At 39.3% G+C, this 21,828-nt stretch carries 11 protein-coding genes; all 11 read right to left on the bottom strand.

Annotated elements, in window-relative coordinates:
* Positions 1–38 precede the first annotated feature (38 nt).
* Complete coding sequence (locus ACNURT_RS14380; protein ID WP_419698262.1) at positions 39–641, bottom strand: porin family protein; 603 nt, start codon at positions 639–641, stop codon at positions 39–41.
* Positions 642–828: 187 nt separating this feature from the next.
* Positions 829–2,259, bottom strand: a complete 1,431-nt coding sequence (locus ACNURT_RS14375) for a TolC family protein (RefSeq protein WP_370995573.1) — start codon at positions 2,257–2,259, stop codon at positions 829–831.
* A gap of 10 nt (positions 2,260–2,269) precedes the next feature.
* Complete coding sequence (locus ACNURT_RS14370) at positions 2,270–2,947, bottom strand: ABC transporter ATP-binding protein (RefSeq protein WP_166086706.1); 678 nt, start codon at positions 2,945–2,947, stop codon at positions 2,270–2,272.
* A gap of 246 nt (positions 2,948–3,193) precedes the next feature.
* Positions 3,194–5,566, bottom strand: a complete 2,373-nt coding sequence (locus ACNURT_RS14365) for an ABC transporter permease (RefSeq protein ID WP_419698261.1) — start codon at positions 5,564–5,566, stop codon at positions 3,194–3,196.
* Positions 5,567–5,661: 95 nt separating this feature from the next.
* Positions 5,662–8,040 (bottom strand): ABC transporter permease, encoded by a 2,379-nt coding sequence (locus tag ACNURT_RS14360; RefSeq protein WP_419698260.1) that lies wholly within the window; start codon positions 8,038–8,040, stop codon positions 5,662–5,664.
* Between the two features lie 43 nt (positions 8,041–8,083).
* Positions 8,084–10,474 (bottom strand): ABC transporter permease, encoded by a 2,391-nt coding sequence (locus ACNURT_RS14355; RefSeq protein ID WP_419698259.1) that lies wholly within the window; start codon positions 10,472–10,474, stop codon positions 8,084–8,086.
* Between the two features lie 44 nt (positions 10,475–10,518).
* Positions 10,519–12,873: an ABC transporter permease gene (locus ACNURT_RS14350; protein ID WP_419698258.1), complete on the bottom strand. Its 2,355-nt coding sequence runs from the start codon at positions 12,871–12,873 to the stop codon at positions 10,519–10,521.
* Positions 12,874–12,888: 15 nt separating this feature from the next.
* A complete protein-coding gene (locus ACNURT_RS14345; RefSeq protein ID WP_419698257.1) occupies positions 12,889–15,306 on the bottom strand; it encodes an ABC transporter permease in 2,418 nt (805 codons plus the stop codon).
* Between the two features lie 212 nt (positions 15,307–15,518).
* A complete protein-coding gene (locus ACNURT_RS14340; RefSeq protein ID WP_419698256.1) occupies positions 15,519–17,990 on the bottom strand; it encodes an ABC transporter permease in 2,472 nt (823 codons plus the stop codon).
* Between the two features lie 79 nt (positions 17,991–18,069).
* On the bottom strand, positions 18,070–20,493 hold the full coding sequence (locus ACNURT_RS14335; protein ID WP_419698255.1) for an FtsX-like permease family protein: 2,424 nt from the start codon (positions 20,491–20,493) through the stop codon (positions 18,070–18,072).
* A gap of 234 nt (positions 20,494–20,727) precedes the next feature.
* Entirely contained in the window at positions 20,728–21,756 is a 1,029-nt protein-coding gene (locus ACNURT_RS14330) for a DUF4097 family beta strand repeat-containing protein (protein ID WP_419698254.1), read from the bottom strand.
* Between the last annotated feature and the right edge of the window lie 72 nt (positions 21,757–21,828).

Raw genomic sequence — 21,828 nt, 5'->3', positions numbered from 1 at the left:
CTGAATGGCGGGTCTTTTTACTTTAAGATCGATTTTCTTTATAGTGAAAATAGCTTATAAGCCAATGCAAGACTAAAAACATTTACACGGGTATGCGAATTATCATTGCCATAAGCAATTTTATTCAGTCCTCCTTCATAACGTAAATCAACTGAAAAACTACTGATATCAACACCAGCGCCTATTTGGAAGCCATAATTAGCACTTTTATAATCTAAATGGGTTGCTTTATTGGCAGCGTCGTCAATGCTTTGATCCTTGTTAACGGCAAACGAAACCACGGGGCCACCATAAAAACGACCACCTAAACCAAATGCACCAATTTTTCCACCTAACAATAATGGCACATCAATACTGGTGAACTTAGCTGTATTTTCATTATTTTGATCATCCTTTACTTTGATATTTTTGCCCGTAACATAAAGCTCGGGTTGAAAGTTAAAGCCCAGGCCTCCTACCCTTGCCCAAACACCCGCAAGGTAACCGGCACGATTGCTGTTATTAAATACCCCGTTTGATGGGAAAGCGGTATAATTTAAACCACCTTTTAAACCAAAAGAAAAGTTGGGTATTATTTGGGCAGAAGCAATACCAATAGTGAATAAGCAGATGCTTAAAGTTAAGATAATTGTTTTTTTCATGTTTAGCGTTGTTTTTAAGGTGATTGATGTAAATATGTTAAAGTTGCTTTAAACTAACAGTTTTATAATTAGCAATATCCGGCGTATAATGTTTTATAATTTTATATAAAACATTATACGCCGGATATCAGGAATTAAAATCTGGGAATAAAAGTATAAATTTTTTACAGAATCAGTATAACTCTATTTACCAGGTCAGTCGCCCCATGTAGTAATCAAGTACCTTATTATAGATATAACAATCGTACCGGGCATTAATAAGATTGATGTTGGCCTTATCAAAATTATTTTTGGCTACCACAAAATCAACTGAGGTAAGTACGCCCGCATTGAAACGGATCTCTGCTGTTCTGAACGATTCTTTATAAGCTTTAACCTGCTCTACCAAAACTTTATACCGGTTGTATGCCAGCGTCATGTTCACATATGCTTGTTCTACATTCTGCCGCAAAACGTTTTTGGTGTTTTCTTCTACATATTTTGATTCCTGCAGATCAATTTTAGCCAGTTTTACCTTATTCCGATTTTGGAAATAGTTTAAAATCGGCAATTTTAAAGTAACTCCAAACTGGGTGCTATAGTTATTTTTAAACTGGTCATAATAACCTATATTCTTGAAAGTATTAGTATACTCTGTTGTATAAACTGTGCTTTTGCCAGTAGGCGTATTTACAAACTGCTTGGTCGGCACAATAGATGAATCACTAACTGTCGAATTCTGCGCAGCGCTTGAATAATTTGTAATTACCCCTCCAAATAATGAGATTGAAGGCGATAAGGCGCCTTTGGCAACTTTTACACCTTTTTCGGCACTTTGGCGTCTTAATTCAGCTGCTTTTACATAAGCCAACTGTTTTAGCGCTGTATCGAAGATCTGGTCGGCATTTTCTCCGCTTTGTGCAGCAACATCGGCTACACTTATGGGTTCCAATTTAATGTTTCTATTATAGGGGATATTCAATATCTGCACCAAACTTAATTTAGATGCTTCCAGGTTATTTTTGGTGGTCACCACATTAAGTTCATTATCGCCGTACTGACCTTTCAAATCATACAAATCAGAAGGCAGTTTATTAGCGCCATCCTTTTCTAATATTTCTAACCTTTCAACCTGCTTTTTGGATACATCAAGCTGATTGTAAGCCTGGGCTAAAAGTTCGGTATTATCTAAAACTAAAAGATAAGCGGTTATCACATTAATAGTTACCAGGTCTTTTGCCTGTTGAAAATCCATTTTACCGGCCTGATAAGCCAATGAGGTTTGCTTAATGGCATTCAGGTTCTGCAAACCACTAAACAGGGTTAAACCGGCATTTAAGCTATAATTACCAGAAGTATATGATTGAGTTACATAACTATTGGTAAACGGGTTGATACTACGACCGCTGTTAAGGCTATGATCTACCTGGCCGTTTAATGATGGCAGCAAATTATCTTTGGCCTGCTTATAATTTACTCCCAGGCGCTGCATATCCAACTCACTTTTCCTTACATCCAGATTATTTCTGATAGCAACATCTATACATTGCCTTATAGTAGTTAGTGTATCTGTTTGAGCTTGTGCGTTAATAGCCGATAAGACTATTAAACCAAAAAATATAAATTTAAAATATCGCATTAGTATATGATCAGAGTTGTTTTGAGGATTCGATTTTACCATCTAAAAGATTAATGATACGCGAACCATATTCAGCATTTTTCTCAGAATGCGTTACCTGGATAATAGTAACCCCATCTTCCTTGTTAAGCTTACGGAATAATTCCATGATCTCCTCCCCTTGTTTGGAATTGAGGTTGCCGGTAGGCTCGTCGGCTAATAACAATTTTGGTTTGGCAATCAGTGCACGGGCTATACCCACTAATTGCTGCTGCCCGCCGGATAATTGCGCAGGGAAAAGATCTTTTTTACCTACAATATTAAAACGGTCTAATATATCAGCCACCATGGCTTTACGCTCAGCGCCTTTGAAATCCTGATAAATTAATGGTGTTTCGATGTTTTCATAAACGGTGAGTTCATCAATTAAATGATAAGCCTGAAAAACAAAGCCAACATACTGTTTGTACAATGCGGAGCGCTGTTTTTCTTTCAATTGATGCACCGCATGACCTGCAAAGTAATGATATCCTTCTGACGGTTCATCAAGCATACCTATAATGTTAAGTAACGATGATTTACCCGAGCCCGACGGCCCCATGATAGATACAAACTCGCCTTCATCAATTTCAAGGCTAAGATCATTAAGTACAAAATTTTTAAGTCCGCTTACCTGGTAGTATTTCGAAATATGTTGGAGTGATAGCATTTTAAGTATTTATTTTTGATTGGTACGTATTTGTTTTTGTTTAAAAATATCAATTCAATTCTGCCAATCAAGTATCAATAACATACCAAAATATCAATTATCTATAAATCAATACTTTATATCTGATAAGCTCCATGAATACTGTTCGCTTATGTAACACGGAGCGTACGGTTATGATACAATAAAAAAGCCGGAAACTTAAAGCATAAGCTAAAAGCCTTTGCCCTAAGTTTCCGGCTTTATGCTTTATTCGCTTCTTAAACTTTTTACGGGATTGGCTATCGCCGCTTTGATAGCCTGGAAGCTGATGGTTAAAAGTGTAATGGCTATTGCTGCCACAGCCGAAATAAGAAAAACTCCTGGTCCTATACTTATACGGTAATCATATTTCTGCAGCCAGTTCTGCAAAAAGTATAAAGCCAGTGGTGATGCGATAACGCAACTGATAATAACCAGCAATACAAAATCTTTGGACAGCAAAAACCACAGTTGGCTCACCGTAGCGCCTAATACTTTACGTACGCCTATTTCTTTGGTACGTTGTTCTGCTATATAAGCAGCGAGGCCAAATAAGCCCAGGCACGATATAAAAATAGCTAAGCCGGCAAATATGCCTGATAATTTACCAATAAGCAGCTCCTGACTGAACTTGCGGTTATAATCATCATCAACAAAGTGGTAGGTAAATGGGTAAGCAGGATTGTATTTAGTAAAAATCTGATTGATCTTTTCAATAGCATTATGCGGGTTTACGTTTGGTGCAAGGCGATAAATAATATTATCCTGCGGATAAGTGCTGTAAACAAACATCGTTGGATCTGCCTTGGCGAATGGTGAAGTCATTAAAGCATCTTTCGTTACACCGATGATCTTCATCTTATTTCCGTTATACTGTATAATCTGACTGATGGGGTCTTTTAATCTTAAGCGTTTAATAGCTGCTTCATTAAACATCAAATTTAAAGTATCTGCAGCAATGCCAGTGTACTCCCTGCCTTGCTTCATATCCATACCCAAGGTTTTAAAATAATCACTTGTGATAAAAACCACCCCCATTTCTACTGTTTCACCCGCTAATTTACCGGGCCAGTTGTCAATATCATTGTGCAGATAAATATCGGTAGCCGGACTTGAAGCCTGAGTTATATTTTGAACAGCTCCACTTTGTAATAATTCGTCTTTCAATGCCTGATAGTTTTTACCCAGATCACTATTTGAATTGGTAGTTACCAAACGATTAATATTATAACCAGAAGGCCGGTTTCGTGCATACTGGATCTGTCGGTAAATTACAATGGTACCGATGATCAATGCAATTGAACAGCTAAATTGCATAACTACCAGCATCTTTCTTGAAAATGAAGCGGAGCGCCCTACTTGTATAGTCCCTTTCAGTACTTTAACTGGGTTAAATGACGACAAATAAAATGCGGGTCTGCTGCCTGCAATAAGAGCAGTAAGTAACACACAGGCAATTGTTATTAACCAAAAAGAAACACGCTGAAAGGGTATGCTAATGGTTGTGCCTGTAAGTGCGTTAAAAGGTGCTAACGCAATTTGTACAAACAGTATCGAAAAGAAGAATGCTATAAATGTAATGATGGTTGATTCTGTTAAAAACTGAAAAATCAAATGTTTACGCTGAGAGCCGATAGCTTTACGGATACCTACTTCCCGCGCCCGTTTTTCAGACCGTGCGGTTGTGAGGTTAATAAAGTTAATGCAGGCGATCATTAGAACCAAAATTCCGATTATACTAAAAAGGCGCACATACTCAATAAAGCCACCGCTGGCTACTCCATTTTTCCATCCATTGAACAAATGCCAATCATGCATGGGCTGTAAAATAACTTCGGAGTTTTTGGCGTTGATATTATTTTCCCCTTTTTCCATGTTTTTTATCTTTGGTGCTAACTGGCTATATGCAACTCCCGATTTAAGCTTTACGTATATCAGAAAAGCGTTATCGCCGAAACTTCCGTTACGCGCCTGTTTTACATAAGGTTGGGCTGCCTCCATGTAAGCGAAGGGTATGAGGTACTTGAATTGGAGAGAAGAATTACCCGGCAGATCCTGCAGCACACCGGTCACTTTTAAATTATCCTTATTATCAATCTTAACTGTTTTGTTTATAACATCTACAGAACCAAATAAAGCTATCGCGGTGGCTTTTGTCAACACAATAGAATATGGATCTTTTAGCGCATCTTTCATATTTCCCCGCAACATGGGGTATTGAAACATTTTTAAAAAATCGCCCCCTACCTGCGAACCATTCAGGTAAAACTTTTTTTCACCCACCATTAAGCCATGTGAGCCATTACCATCTGTTTCGGCAGCGTATTCTATTTCAGGATAATTGTTTCGAAGTGCATCAGCCAATTTTAAGGATGTACTGCTAAAGGTGAGTGTTTCGCCATTGCTGTTAAAATTGCGCCAAACCTGATACAGCTGTCCATAATTAGGCAAGAATTTGTCATATGAATACTCGTTATTTACCCAAAGGGCAATAAGCAACGCCACAGCCATTCCTCCGGCAAGCCCTAAAATATTAATGGCGCTGTAAACCCTGTTGTTTACCAAATTTCTCCAGGCTATTTTAAAATAGTTTTTGATCATAATAGTTGAAATTCTAAACACTAAAGAGAAATTCTAAACTCTAATTATTCTTTATCAAAGCCTTTTACCTTTAAGTTTTCACCTTTTACCCGATTTTATTCGGTTCGTAAGCTCTTTACCGGATTAGCCGAAGCCGCGGTTATTGAACGATAGCCTACCGTAATAGAGGCAATAATGAATGTTGACAGGATAGAGACCAGGAAAATACCGGGGCCAATACTGATACGGTATTTAAAATCCTGCAAATAATTGTGCATTGCCCACCAGGCCAGCGGTGCTGCAACTATAAAGGCAATAAGTAACAAGTAAGTAAACTCCTTACCAAACAGCCATAATATATTTATAGTATTGGCACCTAATACCTTACGTACCCCAATTTCTTTGGTTTTGCGAACAGCCATAAACGATACCAGACCATATAAACCCAGGCAACCAATAAGGATAGCAATACCCGCAAATCCTTCAACTAATTTTAGTTGTATATTATCCATCTCATAAAACTTTCCGACGCTATCATCAAGGAATTGGTATGAGTATAGTTCTTCGGGAAAAGTTTCGTTCCATATTTTTTCAAGGGCTGGTAATGTTGTTTTGGCATTACGCATATTAATTTTAACAGCCAGAGTGGAATAGGACCGGTAATCAGGCATGATACAGATCGGCGATATTTCGGTATGGAATGAATAGTTGTAAAAATCTTTTACAACACCCACAATAGGCGCGGTAGTTGACCTTCCATTTACCGACAGCATTTTACCTATTACATCCTGAGGTTTAAGATTAAGTTTTTTTACAAAGGTTTCATTCACCAAAAATTCACGTGTAGTGTCGGCCGGAAAAAAGTTACGCCCGGCTACCAGCTTCACTCCAAAGGTAGCAAGGAAGTTCTCGTCACCTGGTTTTGTATTGATACCCCAGTGCTCATCCTCGGCCCTTTGATTGAAACGAACATCGGTACTATTATTGGATTGTGCTGCCGGCGCCTTGTAGCAATAGGATGATTTTTCGACGCCTTGCACTTCATTAACGCGATTACGCATGGTACTCAGTTTAACCTTATCGTTCTGAGGAACCGGTAGCAATACAACAGCATCTTTATTAAACCCAAGATCAGTGTTTTGCGAATAATGTAATTGCGATACAATAATTATTGCGCCTATAATCAACACCTGAGAAATAGAGAATTGGGTAACTACCAATATACGGCGTAACGAAAATCCACCCACATGCTTTTGTGAAAGTTTGCTTTTAAGCGCCAATATGGGCTGAAAGCGTGCTAATACCAAGCCCGGATACGATCCTGATAAAAATACAACCAGGATACTGATTAACACAATAAACACCGCAAGCTGAGAAAGATTAAAGGCCATTTGTGAATGGAATAAACTATTGATCACAGGAAGTGCCACAAATGATAAACCTATAGCCACAATAACCGCTACAAGGGTAATTAAAGCAGTTTCGGCAATAAACTGCCAGAATAACTGACGTGGGAGGCTGCCTAAAACCTTTCGTACGCCAATCTCTTTGGCTCGGTTTAAGGCTTGAGCTGTGGCCAGATTAACAAAGTTCACGCAAGCAGTAATGATCAGGAACAAACCAATAAAGAATAAAGCCCACAGGTATTTTTTGTCGGCATAGCCATCCAGATCGGCATTGAAATGAATGTCTGAAATCGGCTGTAATTTAAATTTCCATACCTGTAAGTCGCGACCTTTATAGTGCTTTTTTACAATATCTGCCATAGCGTTATTAGCTCTGGCCATTGTAGTAGATGGCTTTAGTAAGGTAACTACTTCGCTTCCACTAAAAACACCGCCCCAATTATCCTCGCGTCTTTTGTCTGTATATTCATCCATGTTGCCATAAGAAACATATACCTGCTGCTTACGATCGGTGTTGTTAGGCAAATCTTTCAAAACGCCGGTAATGGTGAAATTAACTTTATTATCCAGACGAATAACTTTTCCTATCGGATCTGCATCACCAAAATACTTTCGGGCGGTTTTTTCGGTCACAATAGCCTCTCCGGGCTTCACAAGGATCGTTTTTATATTCCCTTTTAGTAGCGGGAAATTTAAAATACCAAAATATTCCGGCTCGGTAAAGGCTACTCCATCCTCTTCGTTAAATTTTTTGACCTGATTGCCCTGTGTTATAGTGATCAGGTTATCATTAAAGCTGATCACACGGGCTGTTTTTTCTGCCAATGTAAAATCATTACGAAAGGTTTTCCCCAAAGGCTGCGGTACCCCCTGCGATCTGCCGATGCCATCATCATGCCATTCTGTATATAAACGATAAATCCTGTCTGAGTTTTTATGAAAATTATCAAAGCTCAGATGGTAAGTGATCAGGGTGAAAATTAAAATGCCACAGGTGATCCCGAGGGCTAACCCAACAACACTGATAAACGCGTAAGCCTTGTTGCGTTTTAAATTACGCCAGGCTATTTTAATATAGTTTTTGATCATGATGATATAAATTCTAATTTCTAAATCTTAATTGGACAAATGCTTATTCACTGCGCAAGCTTTTTACGGGGTTGGTCAACGCCGCTTTTATGGCCTGGAAACTAATAGTGGCTAAGGTGATTATAATGGCTGCGGCTGCTGATAATAAGAATACGCCAGGGCCAATTGTTATACGGTAATCATACTTTTGCAACCAGTTTTGTAAAAAGTAAAAGGCTACCGGCGAAGCTATAATACAGCTTATACCTACCAATAAAATAAAGTCTTTTGATAGCAACAACCACACCTGTCCCACTGATGCGCCCAATACTTTGCGGATACCGATTTCCTTTGTTCGTTGTTCTGCCACGTAAGCAGCCAATCCAAACAAACCAAGGCATGATATTAAAATAGCCAGGCCTGCAAATATTCCAGATAGTTTACCTACCAGTATTTCCAGGTTGAATTTATGATTGTATTCTTCGTCGACAAACTGGTATATATACGGATAAGCCGGATTATAGGAATCAAATATTTTAGTGAGCTGTTTAATAGCCTCTTTCGTATCTGCATTGGGCGACAAACGGTACATGATATTATTGGCTACATGTCCGTGACTAAAAATAGCCGGCTGAACCGGTGTAAAAGGCGATTCCATCAAAGCATCATTTACCACCCCAATTACACGCACAGGCACGGTGTTACCATTCCAGGTGACCAACTGGTTTATGGGGTTTTTCAAGCCTATTCTTTTTACCGCGGCTTCATTGAGTATAACACTGGTAGAGTCGGCCGTCCAACTGTGGGTAAAATCCCTGCCTTCCTTAAGTGTCATTCCCAGGGTCTTAAAATAATCATCAGACACAAAAACAGCTGCAATATTCACCGCTTCGTCGCTTGCGCTTTTGCCCGGCCATTTATCCAGCGACATGTGACTATATATGTTGGTAACCGGACTTGAGGCTGCCGCAACGCTTTCTACATATCCGCTGGCCAGCATATCGTTTTTTAAGGCATCATATTTTGTATTGAGGTCGCCGCTCATATCAGTCATCATTAACCTGGCAGCATTATAGCCCGTTGGCCTGTCCTTGGCGTGTTGTATCTGCTGGTATACGATGATCGTACTGATGATCAATGCAATAGAACAGCTAAACTGCGTTACAACCAATATTTTACGAGGCAGTGACGCCGTCTTACCTTCCTTAATCGAACCTTTTAAAACCCTCACCGGGTTAAATGATGACAAATAAAACGCCGGTCTGCTTCCGGCCAGTAAGCCAGTCAGCAGCACGTAAAATATCATGACACTCCAAAATATTGGATCGGTATACGGTATATGGATAGCGCTGTTAACCAATGAATTAAAGTACGGCAAAGCCAATTGTACAAATAGTATCGAAAATAAAAAGGCAATAAAAGTGATCAGTACAGATTCGGCTAAAAATTGGATGATCAGATCCTTACGCTGAGAGCCTATAGCTTTTCGTACCCCAACCTCACGTGCTCTTCGTTCAGAGCGGGCGGTAGAAAGGTTCATGAAATTGATACAGGCAATAAGTAATACCAGTATACCAATGATACTGAACATCCTGACGTAATCAATAAAACCACCAACAGCTTTACCATTTTTAAAATCAGCGTACAAATGCCAATCTTTTAACGGGTGTAATATTACTTCAGGTTTTGCTGGCCTCATTTGCGGGCTATGCTCATATACCAGATTCTTAATCTTAGGCGCAATTTGTTCAGCTGTTACCCCAGGTTGTAATTCTACGAAAGCATTGAATGAATTATTTGTCCACGTGGTACGTGCATTTTTCATCCAGGTTTCTGTTTGCTCCTTAAAACTAAAGGGCGTCAGGAAAGTGAATTGCTTGGTAGCATTTTTAGGGATGTCCTTTATTACCCCGGTTACTTTTAAATTCTGTTGATTATCAATACGGATAAATCTGTTGATCGGATCGGCATCGCCGAATAATGCTTTGGCGGTCGATTCATTTAAAACAATAGAATAAGGATCGGTTAAAGCGTTATTAGCATTTCCTTTAACAAAAGGATATTGAAATATCTTTAAAAAGTCAGGCGCAGCTGCCCCTCCGTTCAGGTATAATTTTTTATCGCCAACCAATAGCGAGTGCCATTGCCAGCCCACCCAATCTGTTTCGGCCACATACTTTATTCCGGGTATATCTTTCCGCAGTACATCAGCCAAAGGAATGGCCATGGCTGCTTGAGTATGCTCACCATCATGTTGTGTAGTGAAGTTTAACTGAACCTGGTATAACTGCTTATAATTAGGCAAAAACTTATCATACGAGTATTCATTCCCTACCCATAACCCAATAATCAGGGCTACAGCCATACCTGCTGCCAATCCTAATATGTTAATAGCGCTATAAATTTTATTGTTGACGATGTTTCGCCAGGCAATTTTCAGATAGTTCCTGATCATAATTTTTAAAATTTCTAAATCCTAAACCTTAATTCAAAATCTGTTTATTCGTTCCTCAAGCTATTCACCGGATTTGATAAAGCTGCTTTAATAGCCTGAAAGCTAACCGTAGCCAATGCTATTAACATAGCCAGTATGCCTGCAGCGGCAAATACCATCCAGTTCACCGTTATTCTATACTGGTAATTTTGTAACCATTTAGATAAAGCCCACCAGGCTACCGGGAAAGCAATCAGACAAGAAATACCCACCAGTTTTAAAAAATCCTTCGACAACAAACCTGTTAAACCAGCAACAGAAGCGCCAAGCACTTTCCTGATCCCAATTTCTTTGATCCTTCGCTCGGCAGTATACGCTGCCAAACCAAATAAACCCAGACATGATATAATAATAGCCAGAGATGCAAACACGCCGGCCAGTTTTCCGGTTAATGCTTCTGTCTTAAAAAGCTGATTAAAATCATCATCCATAAATTTGTATTCAAAAGGGTAACCGGGGGTATTGGCCTTGATGATCGTCCCGATTTTCGCCAATGCTTCCGATAAGTTCGCGTTGTTTTTGATACGGATGCTTAATACATTGGTTCCCCTAAGTTTGTTATATAGCACAAGTGGTGTGCTTACGGCATACATATCATTGTAAAGAAAATCCTTAACTATACCAGCTATTTCAAATTCTTTTTTACCCCCATCTCTGAGTATCCCGCCTATACGGCCTTGTTTTCCCATTTGCTTCGCCATCGCCTCATTGATAATTACGCTATTGCTGTCCAAAGACGAATTGATATAAAAGTCTCTGCCAGATACCAGTTTCATACCCATGGTTTGAACAAATTGCGCACTTACATCTTCAAATGATATCAATGGGTTTTGCGTGGGCGCTTTGCCATCCCACGAATAATTATCTGTGTTTTTCCATACTTGTAATACTGGAAAATCACTTAATGAAGCATTCTCAACTACGCCGCTTTGTTTAAGTTGCTGATAAACACTTTCAAAATGATCGGTTAGTTTACCCTGGGTAGTCACATAGATCAAATTACTCTTATTGTAACCTAGGTCTCTGTTTTTTACGTGCTGTATTTGCTGGTAAATAATAATAGTACCGATAATGAGTATAATGGAAATCGAAAACTGAATGATCACCAGGCTTTGTCTGATAAAGCCGGCTCCGGCTGGTAGTTTTATATTTTTGAGTACAGCAACGGGATTGAATGAAGAAAGATAAAATGCCGGATAACTACCAGCCAGCAGGCCCGTAACGATGCCGATCAACAATAAATAAATAAGATGAACTGGTTCAAAAACATCAATAGATAGTTCTTTTTGAACCAGATTATTAAATGAAGGTAATGCTATATATATCAACCCAATGGCTATGAAAACCGCAATAAAAGACATTACAATGGCTTCGCCGATGAATTGAGCTATCAACTTTCCTTTACCGGCTCCCATTACTTTACGTACGCCTACCTCTTTTGCCCGTTTCTCTGAACGGGCGGTTGAAAGGTTCATGAAATTAATGCAGGCTATAATTAAAATAATAAAACCGATGATGGAGAATAGACGCACATATTCAATACGCCCGCCATCCATTTTTCCGTTAGTGAAATTATTGTGCAGGTTCCAATCGTTCATACCGAAGAGAAAGCATTGCGTTTTAGTACCACTGTTTTTACTGGTTAAGTAATGCTGTAATTTTTTATTAACTCCCGTAAGGCTTGCAGACGGCATCAATTCAACATAGGTAATTGCCCAGTTAGCGCCCCACTCCTGCATCCAGGGAAATTTATGATCGATATTGGCTATTGGAGCCAGCCATTGAAATTGAAAGGTTGAATTTTTTGGCAAGTCATGAAAAACACCGGTCACGGTATATTCCTGTTCATTATTTATTTTCAGCGTTTTGCCTACAACATCTACGGTACCAAAAAACTTTTTAGCCATAGTAGCATTAATAACAACAGAATGTAACTCCTTAAACACGTTTGAAATATCACCATGTATAAATGGTAATTTCAACATAGAGAATATTTCAGGGTCGGCATAGCTACCATCTTCGGTAATAGCTTTTTCGCCCAGTGAAAACAAAAGCTGGTCTGATCCGGCCGTCCGGGCAACAGCCTTTATTTCAGGAATTTCCATTTTCAAAGCTTTAGCCATTGGGCCTGGTGTTGCAATAAAAGTGGACATTTTGCCATCATAAGTTTGGTTCTCATAAATGGTATACAGGTTATTTCGCTTTTCGAAATTATGGTTAAACGTTAATTCGTCCTGAACCCATAAAAATATGAGCGAAGCACAGGCTATGCCCGTGGCTAAACCTGCAATATTTAAAAAGCTATAAGCCCGGTTTTTAATCAGACTACGGAACGTGGTTTTAAAATAGCTACCTATCATGGCAATAGTTTTATGTTACTCGTTTCTTAAACTTTTAACCGGGTTTACCAGTGCCGCCTTTAAAGCTTTGTAGCCTACGGTTATCCAGGCTATCAGCACCGAGGAAACAATAGCCAGGATGAATACCCAAAGGCTTAATGATATCCGGTAGGCAAAATTTTGTAGCCAACCCGTCATCAGGTACCAGGCCGTTGGCATTGCTATAACAAATGAAATGGCTATCAGCACCATAAATTCTTTGGAAAATAAATAAATGATACTGCTTACCGATGCTCCCAATACCTTACGGATGCCGACTTCTTTGGTACGTTGAACAGCCATAAATGACACAAGACCGTATAAGCCCAGGCATGATATAAAAATGGCTATACCGGCAAATATTTTATAAACCAGGGCCATCTGGTTTTCTTGCTGATAAAACGCGGCGATATTCTGATCCAGGAAATATCCGTTATAGGCGTATTCCGGATATGTAGTTTCCCACATTTTTTGAAGCTGTGCAACCGTTTTGCTCAAGTCATTGGTTTTGATCTTAATAGCCACCTGCGATTCATAAGCTTTCTGGGCCGATATAACAATTGGTTTTACGTTTTCGCGAAGAGAATTAGTTTTAAAATCTTTAACTACACCACTAATAGGTAATATAGGTCCTGTACCCAACCGAACAGTTTTACCTATGGCATCCTGGGCATTTTGAATACCCAATTTATGAATAAAGGTTTCATTAACAACCACCTGCCTGGCGGTATCACCTACATCATATCCCCTGCCTGCTGCAAAATGCAATTGATAGGTTTTGAAATAATCGGCATCGCCAAATTTTAGAAAAGTACTAAAACCCGGATCTTTAGTGGAATGATTAAAATAAAAGTTGGTGGCTGAATTGTTTTCAGATGATGGAGCATCCGATGAGAAACTTACCGACTCCACCTGCGCGTTTTGCAATAATCGCTGTTTAAAAGAATCCATTTTACGCAGGCTCAGGCTATCTGTGTATCCGGGTATCACCAATACCGCGTTTTTATTAAAACCAAGATCGGCCTTATTTACGAAGTCCATCTGGCTTACCGCCACAATGGTACCGATAATGAGCAACTGCGATATAGCAAATTGTGCCACCACCAAGGCTCTGCGCAAAGGTATACCACCAATGGAAGCAGCTGTGATCTTGTTTTTTAAAGCTAACACAGGTTTAAAACCAGATACAATCAAAGCCGGGTATATACCAGACAGCAGGATCACAGCAAACATTACTATTATCGAAAATGCGATGTTATCAACAGTAAACAGCCCTGTACTTTCAGGTACGCTGGCAATGTGTTTTAAATAAGGCATAGCCAGTTTTGCCACGATGAGCGCTAATAACACCGAACCGATAACAATTAAAGTGGTTTCGCCTATAATTTGTATGATCAATTGTTTACGGGTACTGCCTAATACCTTGCGGATACCAACTTCTTTTGATCTTCCAACCGATTGAGCGGTAGACAGATTTATAAAATTAATAGAAGCCATTACGATTATCAGTATGGCAATAAATGATAACGTGCGTAAGGTGGCCATACTCATGACATGATCACCTAAAGTATTGCCAAAGCGGGTGTCAAAATGGAGCAGGGCTAATGGTTGCGCGAAAATAAGTTTCCGCTTGGTACCCGTTGCATAATGTTTTTTGGTAAAAGATATAAGTTGGTTGTCTATATTATTAACAGAGGTATTAGGAATTAACATGAATACCTGGTGATTACTACTAATTGCGCCCCAGTCATTTTCGTAATAGTATTCTTTGGGGTGCTGTTTCCAGGTGATATATGACACCATTATTTTAAATGGGAAATCTGTATTTTCCGGTTGATCCTCAGTAACGCCAGCTACTTTAAGATCAATCAGGTTATCCATTTTCAGGGTTTTACCAATGATATTAGTCCAGTCGCCAAAATATTTTACAGCAGTGCTTTTGCTGATAACTACCGCGTTAGGTTCGGTTAAAACAGAGGGAGCCCCTGCAAGCCATTTAAAACTAAAAATATCAAAAAACTGAGGTTCGATAAATACAACTCCCATGCTTTCTGTGAATTTTTTATCTCCTGTATTTTTACCGGCGCTTATAGCAGGTACCGTGATCTGACTGCCATAACTGGAGTTTAATGCGGCGATCTTTGCTTGTGGAAAATCAACCCGTAAAGCATCTGTAGCTGGGGCGGGCAATCCCGGAGTATAACTAAAGCCATCCTCGTGAGTATGTTTAAGTACTATATGGTAAATGTTTTTAAAATTAGGCTGGCTCGTATCGAAGCTCATCTCATAGCGGATGATGATGAATATCAGCAAACAGGCAGAAACACCTAAGGTTAACCCGGCTATATTAATGGCCGAATATCCTTTATGACGAATTATGTTTCTCCAGGCTATTTTAAAGTAGTTTTTCAGCATTTTTCGCAGTTGAATCTGTGTTAAATGATTAAAACACATACCAAAATACCAAATACCTGAATATCAATTAATTGCATATTAATTTCAAAGTAGGGTGTCCGTAAGTGTACAATGTATGTACGGTTATGATACAGTGATATTTATGTAAATTACAATCTGTTCAGGTAGTGCTGTCTTTGTACCAATTCAAAAAATTACTTATTACTGCTTCCTTATTCGCTGCGTAAACTTTTAACCGGATTGGCTATTGCTGCCTTAACCGTTTGGAAGCTCAGGGTACATAAAGCAGCCAGCAACATACCAGCGCCGCTCAAAATAAATATCCACCAGCTAATGGTTGTGCGGTCGGCAAAACCCTGCATCCATTTATGCATCGCGTACCAGGCCAGAGGCGTAACCAAAGCAAAAGCCAGCACAATAAGTAATACCAATTCGGTTGATAGCAAAGTCACTATTTGGGTAACAGATGCACCAAGCACTTTCCTTACGCCGATTTCCTTGGTGCGTAAATTAGTTGTATACATGGCTAAACCAAGCAGCCCCAGACAGCTGATGAATACCGACAAACCGGTAGCCCAGGTAAGCAATGTAGACGTATGTTGCTCCGCGTCATAAAATTTAGCAATATTTTCATCAAAGAAATGATATTCAAAATCGTCGTCAGGATAAATTTCTTTCCATGCCGATTCCATTGCCGAGATGGCCTTTTTCCAATCATTACCACCTGTTGATTGTGGCTTTAACGCGATATGAAATGTGCCATTATTATTACGTTCTTTACTTGTTAAAATAGCTAAAGGTATAATCGGTGAATGCAGGGACTCGTTATGAAAGTCTGCAACCACCCCTATAATTTCCATTTTGGTATCGCCATTAAAATTATCTACTACTTTACCAACTGCATCATTAGGGTGTTTAAATCCAAATATCTTGGCGCATGTAGTGTTAATTAAAAAACCTCTGGAGGTATCTGCCAATCGTAGATTACGGCCGGCAAGTAGTTTGATCTTATATACATTAATGTAATTTTCATCGCCATATTTTTCCTCCAGGTTTATTTTGATATCCTTTTTTCCATCTTTATAAGTAGCTTCTGTTGAATGACTTGAGCTGGAAGATGGGGCATCCCTACCTACTGCTATCATCTCAATCTGAGGGATGGCTTTTAGCTTGTTCATAAAAACCTGGTTACGACTGGCGGTGCGGTTTTTCCAGGGGGAGTTGATCACTATAATAGCATCTTTTTTAAAACCCAGATCCTTATGCAGCGCGTAATATATTTGTTTACTAACCAGCACTGTCGCCATTATGAAGAATTGGGCTATCACAAACTGTAAAACTGTTAATGATTTGCGCAATACAGCGTTACGTGTTTTATTGCTATTAGCGGAGGTTTGGTTTTTAAGCACCAATGCGGGTTTATATGATGATAATAAAACAGCGGGGTAAAACCCGGATAAAACGCTTACCACTATTGTTAACAGGAACAGAAAAATTAGCAGATCGGGATGCCCTGATATGTCCACCTTAATACCCGCTGGAATAAAATCAGCAAACAGCTTTAATATAACAGGAGCCATAGCTACAGAAACAATTACGGCAATTAAGGTTATTAAAAATGTTTCGCTTAAAAACTGGATAATGAGTTGCACCCGACTACTGCCCATTGTTTTGCGGATACCTATTTCTTTAGCTCTTTGTGTAGCCTGGGCTGTGGTTAAATTAACAAAGTTAATGCAACCCAATAATAGTAGAAATAAAGCAATCACCAGTAAACCATACAAGGTTGTTTTGTTAGCGCTACGACTTGTACCCGTGTCAAAAGTTCCATAAATGCCGTTAAAGTGCAAATCACTTAATGGCTGTAGTGTGAAATTTCGGGTATTACCCTTATCTGATGGTTTAGGTGGATTATTTTTCTTTAATAATTCATTTAATTGTTTCTCGATGTGAGCTACAGTAATGTTGGGCGATAGTTTGATAAAAAGTTGAGAGGCGGATGTTGTCCCTCCCCAGTTTTCCGGCCTTATGTCATCAATAAGGGCCTTATTCGAATTTATAGAAGCACGGGATATAAAATCATGAAAAGTAAAATCGGTATTGCCTTTTAATGGTTCCACAATACCAGTAACAGTTGTGGTTAAAGTATCATAAGTAACCGTACGTCCCAGCATCTGATTATAAGAAAGCGCGGGAAAGTATTTTTTAGCCTGGTCTGTAGTTAATACAACCTGGTTAGGCTCGTTTAATGCGGTCTTGGCAGAGCCGGCCTTCCACTCATAATTAAGCAGGTTAAAATAATGACTATCAGCAAGAACTATATTGTCCTGGATCTTGAATTTAACCGGGATACCCGATTTTGCAGGAATGAACACATTTGGCTGATCGAGGGTAAAAAAGGGTGCTGAAATAGCTACCCCACTCACGGATTTCATGGCTTCTGGCAAGGCACCGGTAACACCCCTGTTATGAGCCTCCTCACCGGAGAATGTGTAATTGGAAACGATCCGGTATATCCTGTCGCCGTTCGGAAAAGATTGATTAAAGGTGAAATCAAAATGTACGATCAAATAAATAACCAATGCGGAGCTTATCCCGATGGATAATCCAATGATATTGATCAGCGTAAACAATTTGTGTTTGCTGAAATTGCGCAAAGCGATCTTGAAATAATTTTTGATCATGATGATATAAATTCTAAAATCTAAGTTCTAACTTCTAAACGGCCTAAGGCTTTAAGCTTTTTGCCTTTAGCTTCTCTTCTTATTCGCTGCGTAAACTCTTTACCGGGTTGGCCATGGCTGCTTTGATAGATTGAAAGCTGATAGTTACAAAAGCGATAACCAAAGCAACAACACCTGCCATTACAAATACCCACCATTGTATACTGATACGGAACGCGAAATCAAGCAGCCATTTACTCATCGCATACCAGGCTACCGGTAAAGCGATTACCGATGCGATAATCACCAGCCTTAAAAAGTCTTTAGATAACTCGGTTACGATCTGCGGAATACTTGCTCCAAGAACCTTACGTACCCCGATCTCTTTAACCCGCTGACTAATAGTAAACGCAGATAAACCGAATAATCCCAAACATGCTATAAATATGGCAATGAAAGAAAATATGGTGAACAAACTGCCTTGTTGTTGTTCGCTATCATATAGCTTTTGAAAACGCTCATCTAAAAAGGTATATTCAAATGGAGTTTCAGGTTGTAATTTTTGCCAGGCTTGCTGGATAACATTTATAGAAGAATTAATATTATTACCGGCAATTTTAATCGATAATCTGCCATAATTACCTTTACCTGGCATACGGAATAACAAAGGGATAATGTTTTGATGTAGCGACTCAAAGTGAAAATCATTTACTACACCAATCACTTTGCCTTTTACGCCACCATAAGCCAAGTCTTTTCCTATTGCATTTTCAGGGGTTTTCCAACCTAATGCTTTTACGGCTGCAGCGTTGACTACGTAATTATTACTGTCGGTACCAAAGTTGCGCGCAAAATTACGCCCGGCGGCCATTTTCATGCCAAAAGTGGGGATAAAACCATAGTCTGTATTTACATATTTAACATCCGCTTTAACTGGTTGCGACTTAGCTCCCTCAAAAACCGATATTCCCTGATCGTCCAGTAATCTCCCGGATGGAATTCGTGAGGAACGACCTATTTCTTTAACATAAGCGTTTTTCTGTACCTCGTTTTTAAATGCCTCAAATTGGCTGTCGGAAAACGGATTACTCATTGTAATAATGTGTTCCTTATCAAAACCAAGTGACTTTTGTTGTATATACCTTAACTGCTGAAATACAATAGTAGTGGCAACTATTAACACAATAGATACAGAGAATTGCACTACCACCAAAACTTTACGGAATGAAACGCCACCAGAACCCACTTTTAATATCCCCTTTAAAACCTTAACCGGTTTAAATGATGACATAAATAATGCAGGATAAATTCCGCTGAGAATGCCCACAAAAAACGGAAGTATTAATATGCATAACAATAGCTTAGGATCATACAAACTTTTAATGCTCAAACCCAGATTTGACAAACCATTTATAGGCGGAATCAGCAGCCAGGTAAGTATCAGAGCCAGTATCAGCGAAAAACAGGTAATGAGTACCGATTCGCTTAAAAACTGGGTAATTATCTCTTTGCGTTGAGCGCCTATCACTTTACGGATACCTATTTCACGTGCTCTTAAGGCCGACCGCGCGGTTGATAAGTTCATGTAATTGATACAAGCTATCAGCAGAATAAATAATGCTATGGCCGAAAATATATAAACCCGTTTAATATCACCATTAGTCTCGATTTCGGCATCCAGGTGTGAGTGCAGGTGTATATCCAATAATTTTTGAATATGGAGCTTGCTGTTTTTTGACTCCTGAAAATTGCCCGGTTGCCCCGGGAAATGAACGTATTTATCTAAAAAACCCGGAAACAATGATTCCATATGCTTCACATTATAATGGGCCGGCAAAAGCATATAGGTATAAAAATCATTATTGCCCCAATTGGTATGTAATTGTTTATCGCCATAAAGTGTGCTATCCTTTAACGTAATAAAGGACAAGAGCATTTCGGGATGAAGATGCGAATTGGCCGGAAATGGTTTGTAAATACCGGTTACCTTAAAATTAAATTGATTACCCAGCCTGATCTCCTTATTCATCGGATCCTCATTACCAAAATACTTACGGGCCATATCTTCGGTCATCATCACCGTAAATGGATCAGAAAGAGCAGTCTTTGGGTCACCCTGGATGGTTTTTACTGTAAAAATGTCGACAAAATTCTCATCGGCAAAGTATGATCCAGGTTCGTTAATTAACTTGTCTTTATAACGCATGGACACAATACCGTTTCCTCGCAACCGTGTTATTTTCTTAATATCCGGAAATTCATTTTTTAGTAAGGGGCCAAACGGAGGAGCTATCGATCCCAAAAAAAGAGTTTGGGTACCATCTACTGTGTTAAAGCTCCTGGTTACACGATATACATTATCGGCATTGGTATTAAAGGTGTCATAACTCTGTTCATTTACAATATAAACAAGGATAAGCATGCAGCAGGTTAAGCCGATAGTTAAACCAAAAATATTAATGAACGAGATAAATTTATGTCTTGTGATATTGCGTATAGTGCTGCGTAAATAATTCTTTAACATAACTGTAAATATTAAATTTTAAAACTGGTATTCCCCGCCCAATTACTTGCCGACAGGTGAAGCGTAAAACATGTACCAATTATATAAAGCATTAATAAACAATTAATTACATAAAAATCAATATCTTAACTGTTCGCAGGCGTAACAGTGGGTGTCCGGTTATGATACAGTAAAAAAACAAATCGCCTGTCAGATTAATACTCTGGCAGGCGATTTTATACGGTTAATAACTAATTAGTTAACCATCAGATTAACTCTGCCATTCCCCCGTACCTGTACCAATGGGCCACCACCATTCAATTTACCCTGTACTTTTTCTTTCTCTTTAGTCCCTTCAAAATTTCCGGCAAAATTGGTTTCTACCTTGTTACCCCGGAGATCCAGATCAACACCTTGCTTTGATGGCAGATCCAGATCAATATGTCCGGAGCTTACATCTATTTTAACATATTTGCCTACACTGTTAAACTGCGCGTGAAAACTACCCGCACTGGTGGATGCTTCAAGGGCACATGATAATTGGGTAAGGTTAATACTCCCCCCGCTTGTACTGGTTATCAGCTCCCCATTAATGCTGTTACCACGAATGCTGCCACCGCTTGTTGTAGCGTCGATATTACCCTGAAGCCCTTCCAATTGCAATGAACCGCCTGATGTTTCTAACCTGATGTGTCCAATGCAATTAGCAGCCTTGATACTGCCACCGCTGGTGGCCAGATCAATATCCTGACCTGAATTACTTACGTGGATACTCCCGCCTGATGTTCTGCCGTGAATAACGCCGGTCAGTCTGTCCATATGCAGGCTCCCGCCACTGGTTTGAAAGGTCTGTTTGCCGGTTAAATTATCAAGATGAATACTCCCGCCACTGGTACCCAGATCTGTAGTTACCTGTTTGGGAACAAAAACCTTGAATGATATATTCAAAGAGCTGTTCCAATTAAAAAAGCCTTTGGTTTTTGGTTTTGCAACGGCATGTACCTCGCCATTATCTGCGGTAACCTCCAATACATAATCCGCTAAACGCTTTTTTATTTCATCATTGGAGATATTCCCATTTCCGTTATTACCGTTGATATAGACTTCAATACGCGGATTTTCACCACCGCCGCTAACAGCGATACTACCGCCTGATGTTCTGACAAACACTGATTTTACGGAAGAACCAGACAGCGACTTTGTCATGTAGGGGGTTTTGTTATCCTGCGCTAAAACAGTATAGCCCTGGCAGGCAACTAATAGGAATAATAAATATTTGTTCATGATGTTAGGTTTATGTATAAGATGCCTTTATTGTTTTTTGGTTGCATACCAGCAAAAATATATACCTGTGAA

It is taken from the genome of Mucilaginibacter sp. NFX135 (assembly GCF_048565145.1).
Lineage (GTDB): Bacteria > Bacteroidota > Bacteroidia > Sphingobacteriales > Sphingobacteriaceae > Mucilaginibacter.
This window is presented reverse-complemented; position numbering and strand designations above follow the sequence as displayed.

Bases quoted from the DNA above. Each gene is read 5' to 3' on its own strand.
- ACNURT_RS14380 (WP_419698262.1), bottom strand. From the start codon at position 641: ATGAAAAAAACAATTATCTTAACTTTAAGCATCTGCTTATTCACTATT.
- ACNURT_RS14375 (WP_370995573.1), bottom strand. From the start codon at position 2,259: ATGCGATATTTTAAATTTATATTTTTTGGTTTAATAGTCTTATCGGCT.
- ACNURT_RS14370 (WP_166086706.1), bottom strand. From the start codon at position 2,947: ATGCTATCACTCCAACATATTTCGAAATACTACCAGGTAAGCGGACTT.
- ACNURT_RS14365 (WP_419698261.1), bottom strand. From the start codon at position 5,566: ATGATCAAAAACTATTTTAAAATAGCCTGGAGAAATTTGGTAAACAAC.
- ACNURT_RS14360 (WP_419698260.1), bottom strand. From the start codon at position 8,040: ATGATCAAAAACTATATTAAAATAGCCTGGCGTAATTTAAAACGCAAC.
- ACNURT_RS14355 (WP_419698259.1), bottom strand. From the start codon at position 10,474: ATGATCAGGAACTATCTGAAAATTGCCTGGCGAAACATCGTCAACAAT.
- ACNURT_RS14350 (WP_419698258.1), bottom strand. From the start codon at position 12,873: ATGATAGGTAGCTATTTTAAAACCACGTTCCGTAGTCTGATTAAAAAC.
- ACNURT_RS14345 (WP_419698257.1), bottom strand. From the start codon at position 15,306: ATGCTGAAAAACTACTTTAAAATAGCCTGGAGAAACATAATTCGTCAT.
- ACNURT_RS14340 (WP_419698256.1), bottom strand. From the start codon at position 17,990: ATGATCAAAAATTATTTCAAGATCGCTTTGCGCAATTTCAGCAAACAC.
- ACNURT_RS14335 (WP_419698255.1), bottom strand. From the start codon at position 20,493: ATGTTAAAGAATTATTTACGCAGCACTATACGCAATATCACAAGACAT.
- ACNURT_RS14330 (WP_419698254.1), bottom strand. From the start codon at position 21,756: ATGAACAAATATTTATTATTCCTATTAGTTGCCTGCCAGGGCTATACT.